Genomic DNA, 19,819 nt, shown 5'->3' on the forward strand with positions numbered 1-19,819 from the left:
TCCCCATGTGGCGCAACTATCTGACCGTCAGCTTTCGGGCACTCGCCAAGAACAAGGTCTATGCGTTCATCAACATCTTCGGGCTGGCGATCGGCCTGGCCGCATGCCTGATGATCCTGCTCTATGTCCGGTACGAGCGCAGCTATGACGAATGGCTGCCCGACAATGCGAGCATCTATCAGTTCCAGTCGGACTATCAGAGCCGGACGACCGCCGATCACTTCGAAAATCAGGGCGCGCCCTATGTGACCAAGGCGGCGCTGCTCAAGGATTTCCCGCAGATCGAGCATGCGACCTATTTCGGCGGCGGCACGCGGCTCACTGTGCTCAAGGACGGTCGCGCCTATACCCCCGACGACGCCGCGCTGGTGGACAGCGCATTCTTCGATACCTTGCCGCTGCCGATGGCGCGCGGCGACCATAATGCCCTCGTGCAGCCCGGCACGATGGTGCTCAGCGCGAAGCAGGCAATCGCGCTTTTCGGCACGACCGATATCGTCGGCAAGACGCTCACCGTGATCGCTGTCGGGGTGAAGGCGGACTATCGCATCACCGGCGTGATCGCCGATCTGCCCAAGAACACCCATCTCGCAGTCGACGTGCTGGTCCGCGCCGATTTCCCCAGCCTTTATGCCCAGGGCCATAACAGCGACTTCCTCTCCGAATGGGGCTGGACCGGCGGCTGGGTCTACGTGAAGCTGCGCCCCGGCACCGACGTCGCCCAGCTCAATCGTCAGATGGCAGCATGGGAGAAGCGCAACATCCCTGACAAGGTGGATGGTGGCCATCGCTACAATATCGGCGACGATCGCGACTATCGGCTGGTCAACGTTCGTGACGTCCATCTCGGCAAGTCTCAGGGTTCGGCGATGACCGCGGGCAACGACGCCACCTCGATCGCCACCTTCGCGGTGATTGCGCTGCTGATCCTCGGCATGGCGTGCATGAACTTCACCAACTTGGCGACCGCCCGCGCCAGCCAGCGCGCGCGCGAAGTGGCGCTGCGTAAGGTGCTGGGTGCGACGCGACGCCAGCTGATCGTCCAGTTCCTTGGCGAATCGATCCTGCTCGCGGGAATCGCGATGCTGCTTGCGCTGGCGGTGACCGAGATCGTGCTGCCCTGGTTCTCGAACTTCCTCGGTGCCGATCTCGATCTCCATTATTTCGGCCGCGAGGGCATGTTGCTGCCGATCCTGGGGCTCGTACTGCTCGTCGGGGCGGCGGGCGGCGCCTATCCAGCGCTGTACCTGTCGCGTTTCGAGCCGGCGCGCGTGCTCAAGGCCAACAAGTCGGCGTCCGAGGCGGAGGGGTCGGGCCGGCTGCGCAATGCGCTCGTCGTCGTCCAGTTTGCCGTATCGATCGGGCTTATGGTCTGCACCGCGGTCGTTTACGGCCAGACGCTGTATGCGCGCGCGCTCGATCCCGGCTATGTCCGCAAGGGGCTGATCCAGGTTAGCGGGCTCAGTTCTTCTTCAATCTACGGACGGCAGGAAGGGCTGATGCGCCAGATCGAGGCGGTGCCCGGGGTCCAAAGCGTGGGCCGCACCGGCATAGCCGTCAACACCAACAATACTTCGACCACTTCGGTGACCGTCGCGGGGCGCGCCGACCCGACCGATATCGGGATCTACGCGGCCGATCCGGGCTATTTCCCGACAATGGGGATCAAGCTGGTGGCGGGGCGCCTGTTTGACCGCAACCGGCCTGCCGACGACATGACCACACCGGTTCCAGAGGATGCGTCCGCGGAAAAGGCGATGGCGGTGCGCGGCGCGAATATCGTGATCAACGAAGCCGGCGTGAAGCGGCTCGGCTTCGCCAGCGCGCGGGATGCGATCGGCAAGACGCTGCGCTATGGCATCGCCGATCAATATGGCGGCTCGATGCAGTTGACGATCATCGGCGTCGTCGGGGATTCGCGCTTCCGCACGATCACCACGCCGATCGAACCGATCATGTTCCAGTGGAACGGCAACAACGCCCATTGGCTGGTCGCGCGGTTCAACGGCGATCCCGCCACGGTGCGCGCCGGGATCGAGCAGGTCTGGCGCAGCTTCGCGCCCGACGTCGCCTATGACGGCCAGTTCGCCGATGCGATCATGGAGCGCAGCTATCGCCGGATGGACGCGCGGGCGCAAATGTTTGGCATCTTCGCGCTGCTCGCGGTTACCGTGGGTTGTCTCGGGCTGTTCGGGCTTGCCGCCTTCACTGCCGAGCGCCGCACCAAGGAGATCGGCATCCGCAAGGTGCTCGGCGCGCGCACCTGGGACATTGTCCGGCTGTTGGTTTGGCAGTTCACTCGTCCGGTGGTGATCGCCAACCTGATCGCCTGGCCGGTCGCCTGGTGGGTCATGCGCGATTGGCTCAACCAATATGATGCGCGGATGAGCCTGGGGCCGGTGCCCTTCCTGCTTGCCGGCGCCTGTGCGCTGCTGATCGCCGTCGCGACGATCAGCGCGCATGCCTTCCGCATCGCACGCACCAATCCAGTCCATGCCCTGCGCTACGAGTAGGCGCGTCAGCCTGGGGTAGGGGAGCGGGCGGGGGAAACCCTCGCCCGCTTTTTGTCTGACCAATCGACAAGACCCGCCGCCTGTGGCAGGCTTCCGGCCATGCACATCACCGGGAACAAGCTCTACCAGCGCATCGCCGCCCAGATCGCCACGGCGATCGAGGAGGGGCGCTGGGCGCCGGGCACCCGACTGTCGGGCGAGCGCGACCTTGCCGAGGAATATGGCGTCAGCCGCCCGACGATCCGCGAGGCGATGATCGCGCTCGAGATGAAGGGCTGGATCGAGGCGCGCCACGGCTCGGGCCTCTATGTCACCCGGCACGAGCACGGCACCCGCCAGCGCGAGGACGCGCTCAATTTCGATGTCGGCGCCTTCGACCTGACCGAGGCGCGCATCCTGTTCGAAGGCGAAGCTGCCGCGCTCGCCGCCGTGTCGATCTCCGACGAGCAGCTTGCCGAGCTCGATGGCCTGGTCGATCAGATGGGCGCGCATGACGGCAATGATGCCAAGGTGCTCGAGGCCGATCACCGCTTTCACCTCACCATTGCGGCCGCCACCGGCAATGCCGCGATCCGCAGCGTCGTCGAATATCTCTGGGAGTTGCGCACCAAGTCGCCGCTCTGCGCCAACATGTTCGCCCGTGCCAAGCGCGAGGGCGTGACGCCGCGCGCCGAGGAGCATCGCCCGATCGTCGAGGCGCTCCGGGCGCACGATCCGAGCGCGGCGCGTACGGCGATGCGTCGCCACCTGCGCGGGGTGGTCGACGACCTGCTCGAAGCCACCGAACTCGAAGTGATGGAGCGCGCCCGCAGCGAGCTCGACGCCCGGCGCGACAGCGTCGCGCGGCGGCTCAAGATTGGGTCGGCCTAAGCCTTCCGAAGAAAATTGGCCTTACAATGACGTCTGGCCTCGCGTCTTATAAGGTCCCGCCAACTAACCTGCCTCGGCAAGGTCGTACACCGCCGCACCCGCGAGCAGATAGGCGCCGACCCCGTAGAACTGGGTATCCGTCGCCGCGACTGCGTCGGGCCGGTCGCTCACTTGCTGGACCCAGCCGAGCCGTCCGTCGGGCTGCACTGCGCGTTGGAGCGCAGCCCAGCCGCGCTCGACGACGGGCAGGGTGCGCTTGCGGTCGAGCAATCCCGCCTTGATACCCCAGGCGAGGCCGTGGACGAAGAAGCCCGTCCCGCTGGTCTCGTCCATCGCGGCCTTGGGATCTTCGAGCAAAGAGGGCGCCCAATAGCCATTGGGCCGCTGAAGCACGACCAGCCGTGCTGCCATCTCCTTGAACAGGCTGACATAATAGGCTCGCCGCGGATCCCGCGCGTCGAGTTCGGGTATCAGCCGGGCGAGGCCGGAGAACACCCAGCCATTGCCCCGGCTCCAGAACAGCTTCTCGCCATGCTCGCCGCGTCGATCGAAGAAGCGGCTGTCGCGGAAATAGAGATGCTCGGCCTTGTCGAACAGCGCGCCGGTGGTGGCGCGATATTCCTGGTCGGCAAAGGCGGCATAGCGGGCGTCGCCGGTATCGCGGGCGAGCGCAAACAAGGTGGGTGGGGCCATGAACAACGCGTCGCACCAGCACCAGCGGGTGGTGCAGTCGGGATCGCCGTTTTCCGGGGTGGCGAAGATCAGGCCGCCGGTCATCGGCGCGGCGAGGATCTTGTCGAAGGCCGCGCGAGTAGGCGCGAGCGCTTCCGCTCCGGCGCCGTGGCGTGCCGCCCAGATCCAGGCGGCGCCGATCAGATGATCGTCGGCGTGGTAGAGGCGGTCGCCCAGCCGCCAGCCGGCTTCGCGTCCTTTTGCGAAGATCGCATCGCGGTAGCGCGGCGCGCGCGAGCGATCGGCGAGATGCGTCAGCGCGACCCAAAAGGCCGCCTGCTGCCAATCACGCGGGTTCTTCGCACTTGTCGAGGCGCGTGGCATGTAGCCGAGATCGTCGAGGTGCCCCAGCTGCCAATCCGCCACCCGTTCGGCAGCGGCCAAAACGGCCGCACGGCCAGGTAGCGACGCTGCCGCCGCGACAGCCGTTTCCCCGGCGAAAGCCGGCGATGCCATTGCGGCGCCCAGCAGCGCCAGCGGTCCCCAGAGCCCAAGCCTCATCCCACCTCCCGCGTCTTCCCTGCATGGTGTTGCGGCGCGCAGATCGAGTCAAGCAACTGGTAAGGCCAATGTCGGCGTGGGCGCGCATACAGGGCATCCAAAAAGTGCATCGGCTTCATTTGACAATTTGATTTATTTAAACGATCAAACCGACACCGGACCGCAAGGATCGGTCGAACCGGAGCTCGGCAAACGGGCCCAAGGCGAGGCAACTCGTCATCAGGGAGAGTGGCATGGGGTATATCGGCAACAGCTCTGGAAGTCCGCGCCCGGCGCGCAGGCGTGTCGCTTCGGTGGCACTTGTGACGACGGTTTCGATGCTCGCCTGTGCCGGCTTTGGCGCTGCTCGGGCCCAGGATCGCCCCGGGGCCGCGCGCGAGCCTGTCGACCAGGCCAACCCGCTGGTCGGCACTGCGCCGCTCGACAATCCCGAATTCATCGGCAACGCGCCCCCCGCGGGCGAGCCGCTCTATTCGGGGCTGACCTCGCCCGGCGCGCGGCTGCCGCACAGCGCAGTCGAGGCGGCGCCGGTCAATTCGAACGTCGAGCTGAGCTATCCCTGGGGTGTCGCCACGCCCTATTACTACACCAATCCGACGATGATTGGCTTCACCGGCGGCGGCGGCCCGACCTATGGCGCGCGCGCCACGCCCACGCTGATGCCGATCGTCGGCGACTGGACCGTGCCGCCGGTCTATACCGAAGCCTATTATGACAAGGCCCGTGAGACGGCGTCGCCGGGCTATTATTCGGTCTTTCTCGACAGCTTCAAGACCAGGGTCGAGCTGACCGCGACCCAGGCGACCGCATTGATGCGCTTCACCTTCCCTGCGACCGAGCGCGCGCATGTGATCCTCAACCTCCAGGGCCGCGGTGGTACCGTAGAGATCGTCGGCGACCGCACGGTGCGCGGCGTCGTCGCCTCGCGCAACGACAATAATGCACGCGACGGCGGCTATTTCGTCGCGGAATTCTCCAAGCCGTTCAAGCGCTTCGGCACCTTCCGCAAAGCGCCGGGCAATGCCCGAGGCTATGGCATTGGCGACAAGGACGTCCAGCCCGATACCCGCGCGATCGAAGGCAGCTTTGCCGGCATCTATGCCGATTTCACCACCCGCGAAGGCGAGGCGGTGCTCGTCAAGATCGCGCATGGGGCCAGTTACGAGGCCGCCGAGCGCCGGCTGCGCGAAGAGAGCCCGGGCTGGGATTTCGACGGCATTCGCGGCCGCGCCCGCAGCGAGTGGAAACAGTTGCTCGATCGCGTGCAGGTCAGCGGCGGTACCACCAAGCAGCGCATGCTGTTCTACTCGACGCTGTTCCAGTCCTTCGCCAGCCCGCGGCTGGTGGCGCGCAAGGGCGAGCAGTTCACCAATTCGCGCGGCCAGACCCTGGCGGTGGATTACGACCGCTATGGCCCGGTGCCCTTCTGGGATACCGGCCGCAACCAGATCGTGCTGCTCGAGCTGCTTGAACCCGAGGTCACCGTCAACGTGATGCAGTCCGAGCTCGACATGGCCCGCGAGCGCGGCTTCATGAACACGTCGTTCCACGGCGACAATGCGGTGTTCCTCTATCTCGGCGCGATGCGGCGCGGCATCCCGTTCGATTATGCGGCAGCCTATGAATTCCTCCGCAAGAATGCGACCGATCCCAAGGGGCCGCGCGACTTCCTTGCTGAATATGACAAGAAGGGCTGGATTTCGGACGACGTTCCCGAAGGTAATCCCAGCCCGCCTTATGCCGGCGGCAAGGCCGGTGCCGCCACCACGATCGAATATGCCTGGGACGACAATGCGATGGCCGAAATGGCCGATCGGCTGGGCAAGCCGGACGATGCCCGGCTGTTCCGCAAGCGCGCGGGCAACTGGCGCAATGTATTCGATCGCTCGATCGGCTTCGTCCGCGGGCGCACGGCGGACGGCAAATGGATGAGCCCGTTCGACCCGGCCGAACCCTATTACAACTTCATGATGAAGGAGGCGTCGGGCTGGTCGACGCTGTGGCTCGGCGCACACGACGTACACGGCCTGATCGATGCGCTCGGCGGGCGCGCCAGCTTCAACGCCAAGCTCGATCAGTTCTTCAACACCCCCTATAATCCCAAGGGCATCTGCCGCGATTGCACCGGCGTGATCGGCCAGTTCGTGCAAGGCAATCAGCCCGACCAGCACGCGCCGTATCTCTATGCGTGGAGCGGGCAACCCTGGAAGACCCAGGCGCTGGTGCGCCGCGTGCTCGGCGATCTCTATGGCAGCGATGCCGCCGGCTACGGCTATCCCGGCATGGACGATCAGGGCGCGACTTCGTCCTGGTACGCGCTCAGCGCGCTGGGCTTCTACACGGTCGATCCGTCGAGCGACGTCTATGTGCTTGGCAGCCCGCTGTTCGATCGTTCGGTGCTGAAGATGGGCAACGGCAAGGCGTTCGAGATCGTCGCCCGGAACAATTCGGCGAGGAACCAATATATCCAGTCGGCCACAATGAACGGCCGTCCTTGGACAAAACCCTGGTTCCGCCACGGTGATATCGCCGACGGCGCGACCCTGGTGCTGACCATGGGGCCCAAGCCCAACCCCGCCTGGGGCAGCGCGCCCGGCGACGCGCCGCCGTCGCTGTCGCGGCCGGCACATTGATGAAGAGGGGAAAGACGTTGCGGATGCGGAACTTGACCGGCGCCCTTGCGCTGACGCTTGCGATGATCGATGCCGGCGCGGCGATGGCGCAAACCGCGGCCCCGGCGGCAGGCGCGCGCAGCGATGCGGTCTATACCAGCAAGCTGATCACCCGCTGGGGCAAGGCAGTGACGCCGGAAAATGCCTGGCGCAGCTATCCGCGCCCGCAGTTCCAGCGCGAGGCGTGGCAGAATCTCAACGGCCTGTGGGACTATGCGATCGTCAAGGCGTCGCAGCCCCAGCCGACGCAGATGGACGGCAAGATCCTGGTGCCGTTTGCAGTGGAATCCAAGCTTTCGGGCGTGGCCCGGAAAGTGCTGCCCGACGACCGTATCTGGTATCGCCGCCACTTCACCGTGCCCGCCGGCTGGGCGGGTCAGCGCATCCGGCTGAACTTCGGCGCGGTCGACTATGCCGCCACGGTGTTCGTCAACGGCGTGCCGGTGGGTGCGCACAAGGGCGGATCGGACGCGTTCAGCTTCGACATCACCGATCCGCTGCGCGCCGGCGACAATGAGCTCGTCGTCCAGGTCGCCGATCCCACCTCGAAGGGCAGCCAGCCGCGCGGCAAGCAGATCCTCGATCCCGAGGGCATCTGGTACACCCCGGTCTCGGGCATCTGGCAGACGGTGTGGCTGGAGCCGGTGCCCGAGCTGCACATCGCCGACGTTCGCGCGACGCCGAACATCGATACCGGCAAGGTCGAAGTCGATGTCGCGCTGAGCGCCTGGGCCGAGGATACCGATGCGGTGCGCCTCAGCGTCAAGTCGGGCGGCCGGACGATCGCCTCGACGATCCTGCGCGCCAATCGCCACGCTTCGCTCGAAATCCCGCGCGCGCATCTCTGGTCGCCCGAGGATCCGTTCCTCTACGATCTCGTCGCCGAGCTGGTGACGGTCAAGGATCCCTATGCGGGCAAGCCGGAGCGCAATCGCACCGCCTATGACTCGCGCTTCACGCAAGGCGAAGTCGCGACCTATGCCGCTGCCCAGGTGGTCGGCCAGCCGCGCGACACGGTGAAGGCCTATTTCGCGATGCGGAAGGTCTCGGTGGGGCCGGGCAGTATCCACGGCCAGCCGATGCTGCTGCTCAACAACAAGCCCTATTTCCACAACGGCACGCTCGATCAGGGGTGGTGGCCCGATGGCTTGCTGACCCCGCCTTCGGAAGAGGGAATGCGCTACGACCTCGAATTCCTGAAAAAGGCCGGATTCAACATGGTCCGCAAGCACATCAAGGTCGAGCCGGCGCGCTATTATTACGACGCCGATCACATGGGCATGCTGATCTGGCAGGACATGCCCTCGGGCGGCGGCGAGGACCAGTTCGTCACTGGCAGCAGCCAGAGCCAGGCGGTGCTTCCGTCCGAAGTGATGGCCGACCAGCAGGCCGAATTGTCGCGGATGATCGGCGGCTTGCGCGCCTTCCCTTCGATCGTGACCTGGGTGGTCAACAACGAGGGTTGGGGCCAGTATGATTCCGCCACGCTCGCGCGCTTCGTCAAGGGCATGGACCCGAGCCGGCTGGTCAACGCCGATAGCGGCTGGCTCGACGTCGCGCCGGGCGCCTCGGACCTGTTCGACATCCACACCTATGAAGACGTGCCGCACGTGCCGACCCGGCAGAGCGACCGCGCGATCGTGATCGGCGAATATGGCGGCGTGGGCTGGCCGATCGAAGGGCATCTGTGGCGCGAGGACAAGCGCTGGAGCTACCAGGTCACCACCGACGCCAAGGACTATCTCGCGCGCTACAAGCGCAAGTTCGACGAGATCGTCCGCCAGTCGAAGGTCAACGGCCTGAGCGCCTCGGTCTATACCCAGACCACCGACGTCGAAGGCGAGATCAACGGCTTGCTCACCTATGACCGTGAAGTCGCCAAGGCGCCTGCCGCGGCCTTTGCCGAGTTGGCGCGGCCGCTCAACGAAGCCAACGCAAAACCGTAAAGGCGTGTTTTAGTTCAATAATACGGGCTTCGTTTCGGCGCCGCTTCACAACGGACCGTCGTGCGCAGCTCCGACCAAAATCTGATTTAATTGACAATTTGGTTTTTATATTCTGATCTGCATGTAAGCGATTACCGCCTGAACCCAGTCCGGGCAGGCGTGGGGAAGCAAGCCGAAGGCGATCAACGCCACGGCACAGGGAGGAGACGGAAGATGAAGGTTGCACAAATTCGCACGACGCGCGGCCGGTTCGCGCGCGATCTGATGCTTTCGGCAAGCGTGCTCGTCGCGATGAGCGGCGCGGCGCATGCGCAGGACGCCGCGGCCCCGGCACAGGACAGCGCGGCCGCACCGGCGCAGGCCGACGAGGACATCGTCGTCACCGGCTATCGCGCCTCGATCGAGGAAAGCCTTAACCAGAAGCGCGAGGCCAACGCGTTCGTCGACGTGATCACCGCGGAGGACGTCGGCAAGTTCCCCGACAAGAACGTCGCGGACTCGCTGCAGCGCGTGCCGGGCGTCATCATCGATCGCGACGGCGGCGAAGGCAGCCGGGTCAGCATCCGCGGCCTCAGCTCGGACCTCACGCTGACCGAGCTCAACGGCAACTTCATCGCCGGTGCCGACAGCAACGATCCCTCGCGCTCGTTCAACTATCTGCTGCTGCCCTCGGCGCTGATCGGCAGCGTCGAAGTGTTCAAGTCCTCCGAGGCGCGCCTCGATGAAGGCGGTGTCGGCGGCGTCATCATCAACCATACGCGCAAGCCCTTCGACCTCGATCCCTGGTCGGGCAGCGTTTCGGCCGAAGGCACCTATTCGGACGTCACCAAGAAGGTCGAGCCGAACGTCTCCGGGCTGCTGTCGTGGCGCAACGAAGACAAGACGCTCGGTTTTCTGGTCGGCGCGACCTATCAGGTGCGCACCAACCGCTCGCTCAGCGCGTCGGGCGACAGCTGGCATTGGTGGACCGACGACAAGGCGACCGATCCCGCGACCGACGTCAACGGCAACACCTTCGCCAACGACGCTGCCATCGATTACTGGAACAGCGGCAGCAATGCCGGCCAGACCACGCAAGGTGGCACGCATTACAGCGGCTATTGGGCGCCCCAGTCGGTCAGCGAGACGATCATGGAGCAGAAGCGCAAGCGCCTCGGCATCCAGGCGACGATGCAGGCCAAGCCGTTCGACAATCTCGAGATCACCGCGAACTATTTCCGCTTCCAGCTCAACGGCGACTATACCCGCAGCAGCATCAAGATCCCCGAATGGGGCTATGGCAATTTCTTCACCGACGCGACCTTCGACAAGAGCGGCACGGTGTTGACCGGTGCGACCTTCCAGGTGCCCGCCGAAGGCACCGGCTGCCGCGTCACCGGCAATCTGTGCACGATGGAAACCCCGGCGCCGCAGGACACCTATGTCCGCGAGAAGAGCGTCTCGAATACTTATGACGTGCGCGGCAATTGGGAACTCGGCCACCTCAACGTCGATTTCGTGTTCGGCAAGACCCGGGCGACCGGTGGTCCCTCGTTCCAATTCTATGCCCAGGCCAAGCCGCGCAACGGCAGCGTCAACGGCAACGCGCTCAGTGCCTGGAACTTCACCGATCAGTCGATCGCGATGAATTTCTCGCCCAACCTGATCCAGAACATGCTGAACGGCGTGGCCCAGATCGATCTCGGCTCGACCGGCTCGGGCTTCACCAACAGCTCGATCACCCAGCGCTATGCGCAGGTGGACGTGACCCGGAAGTTCGACTCGAACTTCCTCGACTCGATCCAGGTCGGCGCCAAGTGGCGCGATGGGCGCATCCACCGCGAGACCGGCCGCTTCGAATGGTATTCGGATGCCGCCAACACGCTGCGCTTCCAGGATACGCCAGGTGGCGCGCTGGCATTGCCGGAGATCTTCTACCCGAATTCGCTCGGCAACATCGCCGGCGGGTTCCAGACGAGCGCGTTCCCGGCAATCAACATCCAGAACTATATCGGCTATCTGAACGACACCTATAACGGCCCGGTCCGCGTGCCCGAGCCGCAGAATGTCTACGACATCCAGGAGAAGATCTGGGCCGGCTATGCCCAGGCGAACTTCAAGATGGACAATGTCCGCGGCAATATCGGTCTGCGCGTGGTCAACACCAAGCAGGACGGCACCTCGACCGACGCGCTGTTCTACGAGAACGACTATTGCGTGAACGGCCCGGGCGGCCCCTTCGACGCCAACAAGCCGCGCGGCGAGGACGGCAACTGCCTGGTGATCCCGGAGAGCCAGCGCCAGCAGCGCGTCTTCAGCCAGAATGCCGAGGGCAAGAGCTACACGGATTTCCTGCCGAGCTTCAACATCTCGTGGGAAGCGATGCCCAACCTGCTGCTGCGCGGCGCGGCATCCAAGGTGATTTCGCGGCCGGGCTATGGCGATCTGGCGGGTGCGCGCTCGCTCACCTTCAACGCGGACGCCTTTGTGTTCGATCGCGCGGAATTCGGCGCGTTGCCGGGCTGGTTCGGCAATGGCGGCAACTTCGATCTGAAGCCGTTCAGCGCCTGGCAGTATGACGTCGGCGCGGAATGGTATTTCACCCGCGGCTCGGTGCTGGGCTTCACGCTGTTCCGCAAGGACGTGAAGAACTTCATCGTGCCGGTCGTGATCGATCTGGAGCAGGAAGTCGCCGGCCAGACCGTGACCGTCCAGCAATATTCGACCCAGGCCAACGGCACTAGCGCGGTGTCGCAGGGCGTCGAAGTCTATGCCCAGCATACGCTGGACTTCGGCCTCGGCGCGCAGGTGAACTTCACGTACAACGATACCAACCAAGCCGCTGTCACGCTGAACGGCACCAAGCTTGGTGAATCCGCGCTGGTCGGCAGTGCCAAGACCCAGGTCAACGCCTCGGTTTTCTACGAGCATGGCCCGGTCCTGCTGCGGGCTTCGTATAATCGCCGCGGCGAAGTGGTGCGCGGCCTGTCGTCGGGCCTCAACGTCTATGACGATCCGTACGATCAGGTCGATCTCAACGCGGCACTCGACGTGTTCAAGAACTTCCAGATCACTGCCTCGGTCATCAACCTGACCAAGTCCGAACAGCGCTCGCACCTGGGCAACGACACCAAGGACCGCTTCATCTCGAATGTCTATTCGGGTCGCCGCGCCTATGTCGGCCTTTCGTACAAGTTCTGATGTGTCGGCCCTGCTGACGCACGCACGCTAAAGCCCCCCAAGGCCCCCTAGGAGGTGACCCATCCCCCGGGTCACCTCCACCTTTCTACAAAGGGCCGTTTTCGTGCGACAAGCCGGCAACACCGGCGCAATTTCAATGCAGGAAGAGGCGGCATGAAGCGCAAGATCCTGACTGGCCTCGCTGCCGCGGCAGTGATGTTCCTTACGGGCTCCGCGCCCGCACCCAATCCGGCATTGCCGGGCTGGTATGCCGATCCCGAGATCCGCATCTTCGCGGGCCAATATTGGATCTACCCGACCTATTCGGACGATGCCGCCGGCCCGGAAGCGCCGCCGCGCTTCACGCCCGCGCAGCAAGATCTGCGTAAGACCCATATGGTCCGCCCGTCTTACGGCAAGCAGACCTATTTCGATGCCTTCTCGTCGCCCGATCTGGTTCACTGGACCAAGCATCGCCGTGTGCTCAGCACCGAGAATATCGCCTGGGCGGGCTATGCCGTCTGGGCGCCGACGGCGATCGAGCAGGGCGGGAAATATTACCTGTTCTTCGCCGCCAATGACATCCAGAGCGATGCCGAGCGCGGAGGGATCGGCGTGGCTGTCGCCGACAAGCCGGGCGGCCCGTTCAAGGACGCGCTGGGCAAGCCGCTGATCGATACTTTCCACAATGGCGCCCAGCCGATCGATCCGTTCGTTTTCCGCGACGATGATGGTCAGGTCTATCTATTCTATGGCGGCTGGAGCCACTGCAACGTCGTGCACCTCAGCAAGGACCTGCGCTCGATCGTGCCGTTCGCCGACGGCAGCACGTATAAGGAGATCACGCCTCCCGGCTATGTCGAGGGCTCGTTCGTGATCAAGCGCAAGGGCGTCTATTATCTGATGTGGTCCGAGGGCGGCTGGACCGGCCCCGACTATAGCGTCGCCTATGCGATGGGGCCGAGCGCGACCGGACCGTTCAAGCCGATGGGCAAGATTCTCGCCCAGGATTTCGAGATCGCGCGCGGGGCAGGGCACCATTCGGTGGTCCAGGTCCCGAACACCGACGACTGGTACATCGTCTATCACCGCCGCCCGCTCGGCGACGACATCGGCGAGCACCGCCAGGTCGCGATCGACCGGATGGTGTTCAACGCCGACGGCACGATTCGGCCTGTCGTGATGACCAATCAAGGCGTGGACCCACGCCCGCTCGGGCGCGCGCGCTGATGCGCCGCGTGCCCAAGATATTCCGTTCTGGGGGAGACCTGCGTTGAAGACTTTTGCCCGCTCGCTGCGCACTGCCATTGCGCTGTCCGTCAGCACCGCGCTCGTCGCGCCCACGCTGCTCGCGCCGGTAGCCCTCGCGCAGACCAATGACGAGTCGGTCGCCGACCTCGTCAACCCGCTGATGGGCACCGATTCGAGCCACGGGCTTTCCTACGGCAACACCTATCCCGCGGTGGCGGTGCCCTGGGGGATGAACTTCTGGACGCCGGTCACCGGCAAGATGGGCGATGGCTGGGGCTACACCTATGACGCCGAGAAGATCAACGGCATCAAGCAGACGCACCAGCCCAGCCCCTGGATGAACGACTATGCCGCCTTCGCGCTGTTCGCGGAGACCGGCGCGCTCAAGATCGGTCAGGAAGAGCGCGCGAGCTGGTTCAGCCACAAGGCCGAGGAGGCGCGGCCCTACAAGTACAAGGTCTACCTCGCGGACTATGACGTGACCGCCGAGGTCGCGCCCACGAGCCGCGCCGCGCAGTTCCGCTTCACCTTCCCCAAGAGCGACGACGCGCACATCATCCTAGACGGCCAGGCCGGCGGTTCGCTGGTGACGATCGATCCCGCGCGGCGCCGGATCACCGGCTATGTCCGCAACAATCACGGCGGCGTGCCGAGCAATTTCCACAATTACTTCGTCGCCGAATTCGACCATGACTTCACTGTCAGCCGCACCTGGGACGACAATGGCCAGCTGACCGCGGCGCTCGACCGCGAGGGCGACCATGTCGGCGCGGTGGTGAGCTTCAAGACCCGCGACGGCGAGCAGGTGAACGTCAAGGTCGCCTCGTCGTTCATCAGCCCCGAACAGGCCGAGCGCAACCTGACCAGCGAGATCGGCAAGGACAGCTATGCGCAGACCGAGGCCAAGGCCAAGGCGGTGTGGGAGCGCGAGCTCGGCCGCATCCAGGTCAGCGACCCGAGCATCGACAATCGCCGCACCTTCTATTCGGCGATGTACCGCATCCTGCAGTTCCCGCGGATGTTCCACGAAGTGGATGCGCGCGGGAAGACCGTCCATTATAGCCCCTATGACGGCAAGGTGCATGACGGCCCGCTGTTCACCGACAATGGCTTTTGGGACACCTGGCGCGCGGTTTTCCCCTATTTCGCGCTCGTCTATCCCGAGGTCGACAGCCAGATCATGCAGGGGCTGGTCAACACCTACAAGGAATCCGGCTGGCTCCCCGAATGGGCGAGCCCGGGCCATCGCGACGTGATGATCGGATCGAATTCCGCGAACCTGATCGCCGACGCCTATCTGAACGGCGTGCGCGGCTTCGACGTCGAGACGCTGTATGAGGCGATGGTCAAGAACGCGACCACCTCGCAGGGCCGCCCGACCGACAAGCGCGGCAATGTGCTGAGCGCGGTCGGCCGCGAGGGCGTCGAATATTACAACCAGCTCGGCTATGTCCCCTATGATGTGGGCATCAACGAGAATGCCGCGCGCACGCTCGAATATGCCACCGCCGACTTCTCGCTCTCGCGCCTCGCCACGGCGCTCGGCAAGACCGACGACGCCAAGAAATACGCGGCCCAGGCGCAGAATTATCGCAAGATCTACGACGCCCAGTCGGGCTGGATGCGCGGCCGCAACAAGGACGGTTCCTGGTCGACGCCGTTCAATCCCTACAAATGGGGCGATGCCTTCACCGAAGGCAATTCGATGCATTACAGCTGGTCGGTGATGCAGGACGTCCAGGGGCTGATCGACCTGATGGGCGGCGACAGGAAGTTCGTCGACCGGCTCGATTCGATCTTCACCCAGGCACCGATCTTCGACGACAGCTATTACGGCTCGGTGATCCATGAGACCCGCGAGATGCAGGTGGTCAACATGGGGCAATATGCCCATGGCAACCAGCCGATCCAGCACATGATCTATCTCTACGACTGGGCCGGCGCGCCGTGGAAGGCGCAGGCGCATGTCCGCGACGTGATGGCCAAGCTCTATTCGGCCACGCCCGACGGCTATCCCGGCGACGAGGACAACGGCCAGACCTCGGCCTGGTACGTCTTCTCGGCGATGGGCTTCTATCCGGTGACGCCGACGGTCAGCGAATATGCCATCGGCAGCCCGCTGTTCCGCTCGGTCAAGGTGACGATGCCCAGCGGCAAGGTGCTGACGATCGAAGCCGAGAACAATTCGGCCAAGAACGTCTATGTCCAGTCGGTCACGCTCAACGGCAAGCGCCATGACAAGACCTGGCTGACGCGCGAGGCACTGCAGGCTGGCGGCACGCTGCGCTTCGTGATGGGCCCGACGCCCAACAAGCAATGGGGCGCCGACAAGGCGAGCGCGCCCTTCTCGATGTCGGCGCCGGCCGCGAAATAAGGATAGGATAGATGCTCAATCGTCGTGATGTGATGGCCGGGGCGAGCGCGCTGGCGGCGGCGGCAGCCCTGCCGGTGCGTGCCCTGGCCGCCGAGGGCTTCGCCTCGAAGCGCCCGCCGGTGGGCGAGCGCCGCTTCGTCAGCAAGGCAGTCGAGGCCGAGATCAAGGCGGTGAAGGCCAAGATCGCCGATCCCGAGATCGCCTGGCTGTTCGAGAATTGCTACCCCAACACGCTCGACACCACCGTCGCGCAGTTCGGCACGTTCGACGGCAAGCCAGATGCCGTGGTCATCACCGGCGACATCAACGCGCTCTGGCTGCGCGACAGCTCGGCGCAGATGCAGACCTATGTTCATCTCGCTCCCAAGGACGCCGCGCTGCGCCGGCTGTTCCACGGGCTGATCCAGCGCCAGGCGCGCTGCATCCTGCTCAATTCCTATGCCAATGCCTTCATGGAAGACCTGTCGAAACCCACCGATCTGGAATGGTCGCAGACCGACAAGACCGACATGAAGCCCGGCGTCGCCGAGCGGAAATGGGAGGTCGATTCGCTCTGCTACACGCTGCGGCTCGCGCATGGCTATTGGACCGCGACGCGCGACAAGGCGCCGTTCGACGATCTCTGGTCGCAGGGTGCCAAGCGCGTCGTAGCCACCTTCCGCGAGCAGCAGCGCAAGGAAGGGCCGGGACCCTATCATTTCCAGCGCGTCGACAAGTCGCCGACCGAGACGCTGATGCTGGGCGGCTATGGCGCGCCGACCGCCAAGGTGGGGCTGATCCATTCGATGTTCCGCCCGTCGGACGATTCGACGGTGCTGCCGTTCCTGATCCCGTCCAACCTGTTCGCGGTGTCGGCGCTGCGCCATGTCGCGCAGGTCCATGCCGAGGCGCGCGGCGACACCGCGGCGGCGCAGGACTGCCTGGCGCTCGCCGCCGAAGTGCAGGCCGCGCTCGACGCGCACGGCAAGATGCCGGACGGGCAGGGCGGCGAGGTCTGGGCGTTCGAAGTCGACGGCTTCGGAAACGCGATCTTCATGGACGACGCCAATGTGCCGAGCCTCAGCGGGCTGGCGCTGCTCGGCGCAGTCGATCGCGAGGATCCGCTGTTCCGGCGCACCGCCGCGCTCGCCTGGAGCAAGCGCAATCCCTATTTCTTCCAGGGAAGCGCGGCCGAGGGGATCGGCGGCCCGCATGTCGGGCTCGACATGATCTGGCCGATGTCGATCATCGTCCACGCCCGCAACAGCGACGACGACGCTACGATCCTCCAGTGCCTGCGCTGGCTCAAGGCGACGCATGCCGGCACCGGCTTCATGCACGAGAGCTTCCACAAGGACGATCCGAGCAACTTCACCCGGAAGTGGTTCGCCTGGACCAACGGACTGTTCGGCGAGCTGATCCTCGACATCGCCAAGCGCAAGCCCGCGCTGCTTGCCGGGAAAATTTGACGATGATCACCGCCAACCGCCGCCAGCTGCTCGCCGGTACCGGGCTCGCTGCGCTGGGCAGCGCCGCGCCGTCGCTCGCCAGCGCGCCCGCTGCGCAGGCTGCCAAGCCCGATCTGTTCATCGGCACCGGCGGCCATGGCCACACCTTCCCGGGCGCGTCGCTGCCCTTCGGGATGGTCCAGCTCAGCCCCGATACCGACAATAGCCGCTGGGACGCGTGCTCGGGCTTTCACCGCAGCGACACGTCGATCATGGGCTTTTCGCACACCCACCTCTCGGGCACCGGCATCGGCGACATGCTCGACGTACTGGTGGTGCCGACGCGCGGGCCGCTCCAGCTCGATCCGGGGAAGCTCGACGACCCCGACACCGGCTATCGCCAGCGCTTCTCCGAGGAGGCTGCCGAGCCCGGCTATTATCGCGTCCGCCTCGAATCCGGGGTGCTCGCCGAGCTGACCGTGACCGAGCGCACCGGCCTCCACCGCTATCATTTCCCCAGCGGCGCCGGGCATATCCTGATCGACTTCGCGCACATGATCCTCGACGTGTGGGACAAGGGCACGATCGTCGACCAGGCTTCGCTGGCCGTGGACGATGCCGGTATGCTAACCGGCACCCGCCGGGTGCATCGCTGGGCCAAGGGCCGCGAGATCCATTTCGCGATGCAGCTCTCGCGCAAGCCCGACCGCGTCCAGTTCTTCGGCGACAATAATACGCCCGCGCCCGAAGGCGCCAAGGGCGTCACCGGCAACAAGCTCAAGCTGGCCCTGTTCTTCGATGAGGCCGGCGGCGATCCGATCCTGATCAAGACCGGCATTTCCGCAGTCGATGTCGCCGGCGCCAAGGCTGCGCTCGCCGCCGAAGCGAAGGGCTGGAATTTCGATCGCACCGCCACCGCCGCGCGCCGCGCCTGGGCCAAGGAGCTCGACTGCGTCCGTGTCGAGGGCGGCACGGCGGCGCAGCGCACCATATTGGGCAGTGCGCTCTATCACGCCTTTCTCGCCCCGACGCTCTTCACCGATCGCGACGGCCGCTATGTCGGAATGGACCGCCAGGTCCATCAGGCGCCGGCCGATACGCCTGCGTTCAGCACCTATTCGCTATGGGACACCTATCGCGCGCTGCATCCCCTGCTGACCCTGGTCCAGCCCGAGCGCGCCGCGATGTTCACGCGCGATCTTGTCCGCCAGACCCAGCAGAGCCCCTATGGCCCGCCGGTCTGGCAGCTCCAGGGCGTCGAGACCGGCTGCATGATCGGCTGGCATTCGGTGTCGGTGATGGCCGAGGCGTGCGTGAAGGGCATCAAGGCCGATTATGCCGCCGCCTGGCCCAATATCCGCCGCCGCGCCTTCGATCGCAGCTTCAAGGACAGCGACGGCTCGCTCGGCCGCGGCTATTATTACGATCTCGGCTACATTCCCGCCGACCAGATCTGGGAGTCGGTCAGCCGCACCCAGGAATATGCCTATGACGATTGGGCGATGGCGGTGCTCGCCGATGCCGCCGGCGCCAAGGAAGACGCCGCGGCGCTGCGTAAGCGCAGCCGCAATTACCGCAACGTCATCGATCCCACGATCGGCTTTGCGCGACCCAAATTCTCCGACGGCAAATGGTGGGCGGCGTACGACCCGGTCCAGATCGGCCACGATCCCAAGAAGCACCGCGACTATACCGAGGCCAATGGCTGGCAGGCGACCTTCCTCAACCAGCACGACGTCCACGGTCTGATCGCGCATTTTGGCGGCGACGCAAAGTTCGAGGCGCAACTCGACGCGCTGTTCAATGCGCCCTCGACCCTGCCCGAAAATGCGCCGCCAGACATTTCGGGGCTGGTCGGGCAATATGCCCATGGCAACGAGCCCAACCATCACGTCGCCTATCTCTACGCCTATGCCGGCGCGCCGGCGAAGACCCAGGCGATGATCCGCCGGCTATGCACCGAGATGTACAAGGCCGATCCGGACGGCGAGATCGGCAACGACGATTGCGGCCAGATGAGCGCGTGGTTCGTGCTCTCGGCGCTGGGCTTCTACCCGGTCGATCCGGTGAGCGCGCTCTATGTGTTCGGCTCGCCCTTGTTCGATCGCGCCGAAGTGAAGTTGGGGGCAGGGCGCACGCTCAAGGTGATCGCGAAGAACAACGGCGCGGACCGGCCCTATATCCAGTCGGTGACCTGGAACGGCAAGCCCTGGACCCGCAACTGGATCCGCCATGCCGAACTCGAACAGGGCGGCGAGCTGGTCTTCGAGATGGGCGGCAAGCCGTCGCGCTTCGGCACCGCCAAGGCCGATCGCCCGCCGTCGTTCGGGGGCGTGCCGGCCTGACCGGGCGGTCGGTGCAAGTCGTTGTTTTC

Annotated in this window: 10 protein-coding genes; 9 read left to right on the plus strand and 1 reads right to left on the minus strand. The window is 65.0% G+C overall.

The genetic code is table 11. From position 1 onward, the window contains the following. Positions 1-5 precede the first annotated feature (5 nt). Both AB2M62_RS02575 and AB2M62_RS02580 read left to right on the plus strand, forming a co-directional pair. Positions 6-2,513, plus strand: coding sequence for an FtsX-like permease family protein (locus AB2M62_RS02575; protein WP_404337544.1), 2,508 nt, complete (start codon positions 6-8; stop codon positions 2,511-2,513). 99 nt (positions 2,514-2,612) lie between these two features. Beyond that, on the plus strand, positions 2,613-3,383 hold the full coding sequence (locus tag AB2M62_RS02580; RefSeq protein WP_404337546.1) for a FadR/GntR family transcriptional regulator: 771 nt from the start codon (positions 2,613-2,615) through the stop codon (positions 3,381-3,383). 63 nt (positions 3,384-3,446) lie between these two features. On the opposite strand, the gene AB2M62_RS02585 is transcribed toward AB2M62_RS02580, so the two are convergent. After that, positions 3,447-4,616, minus strand: coding sequence for a glycoside hydrolase family 105 protein (locus AB2M62_RS02585; protein WP_404337548.1), 1,170 nt, complete (start codon positions 4,614-4,616; stop codon positions 3,447-3,449). A gap of 233 nt (positions 4,617-4,849) precedes the next feature. Here AB2M62_RS02585 and AB2M62_RS02590 point away from each other — a divergent pair, with 233 nt between their 5' ends. From AB2M62_RS02590 to AB2M62_RS02620, 7 genes are all read left to right on the plus strand, one after another. Beyond that, complete coding sequence (locus AB2M62_RS02590) at positions 4,850-7,249, plus strand: GH92 family glycosyl hydrolase (RefSeq protein WP_404337549.1); 2,400 nt, start codon at positions 4,850-4,852, stop codon at positions 7,247-7,249. 23 nt (positions 7,250-7,272) lie between these two features. After that, on the plus strand, positions 7,273-9,234 hold the full coding sequence (locus AB2M62_RS02595; protein WP_404337551.1) for a glycoside hydrolase family 2 protein: 1,962 nt from the start codon (positions 7,273-7,275) through the stop codon (positions 9,232-9,234). A 213-nt stretch (positions 9,235-9,447) separates the two neighbouring features. Next, positions 9,448-12,414, plus strand: a complete 2,967-nt coding sequence (locus AB2M62_RS02600) for a TonB-dependent receptor (protein ID WP_404337552.1) — start codon at positions 9,448-9,450, stop codon at positions 12,412-12,414. A 153-nt stretch (positions 12,415-12,567) separates the two neighbouring features. Beyond that, positions 12,568-13,623: a glycoside hydrolase family 43 protein gene (locus tag AB2M62_RS02605; RefSeq protein ID WP_404337553.1), complete on the plus strand. Its 1,056-nt coding sequence runs from the start codon at positions 12,568-12,570 to the stop codon at positions 13,621-13,623. A 43-nt stretch (positions 13,624-13,666) separates the two neighbouring features. Next, positions 13,667-16,018: a GH92 family glycosyl hydrolase gene (locus tag AB2M62_RS02610; protein WP_404337555.1), complete on the plus strand. Its 2,352-nt coding sequence runs from the start codon at positions 13,667-13,669 to the stop codon at positions 16,016-16,018. An 11-nt stretch (positions 16,019-16,029) separates the two neighbouring features. Further along, positions 16,030-17,466: a glycoside hydrolase family 125 protein gene (locus AB2M62_RS02615; protein WP_404337557.1), complete on the plus strand. Its 1,437-nt coding sequence runs from the start codon at positions 16,030-16,032 to the stop codon at positions 17,464-17,466. Between the two features lie 2 nt (positions 17,467-17,468). After that, on the plus strand, positions 17,469-19,790 hold the full coding sequence (locus AB2M62_RS02620; RefSeq protein WP_404337558.1) for a GH92 family glycosyl hydrolase: 2,322 nt from the start codon (positions 17,469-17,471) through the stop codon (positions 19,788-19,790). Positions 19,791-19,819: the final 29 nt, after the last annotated feature.

Origin of the sequence: Sphingomonas sp. MMS12-HWE2-04, from assembly GCF_044881185.1 — a bacterium.
GTDB lineage: Bacteria > Pseudomonadota > Alphaproteobacteria > Sphingomonadales > Sphingomonadaceae > Sphingomonas.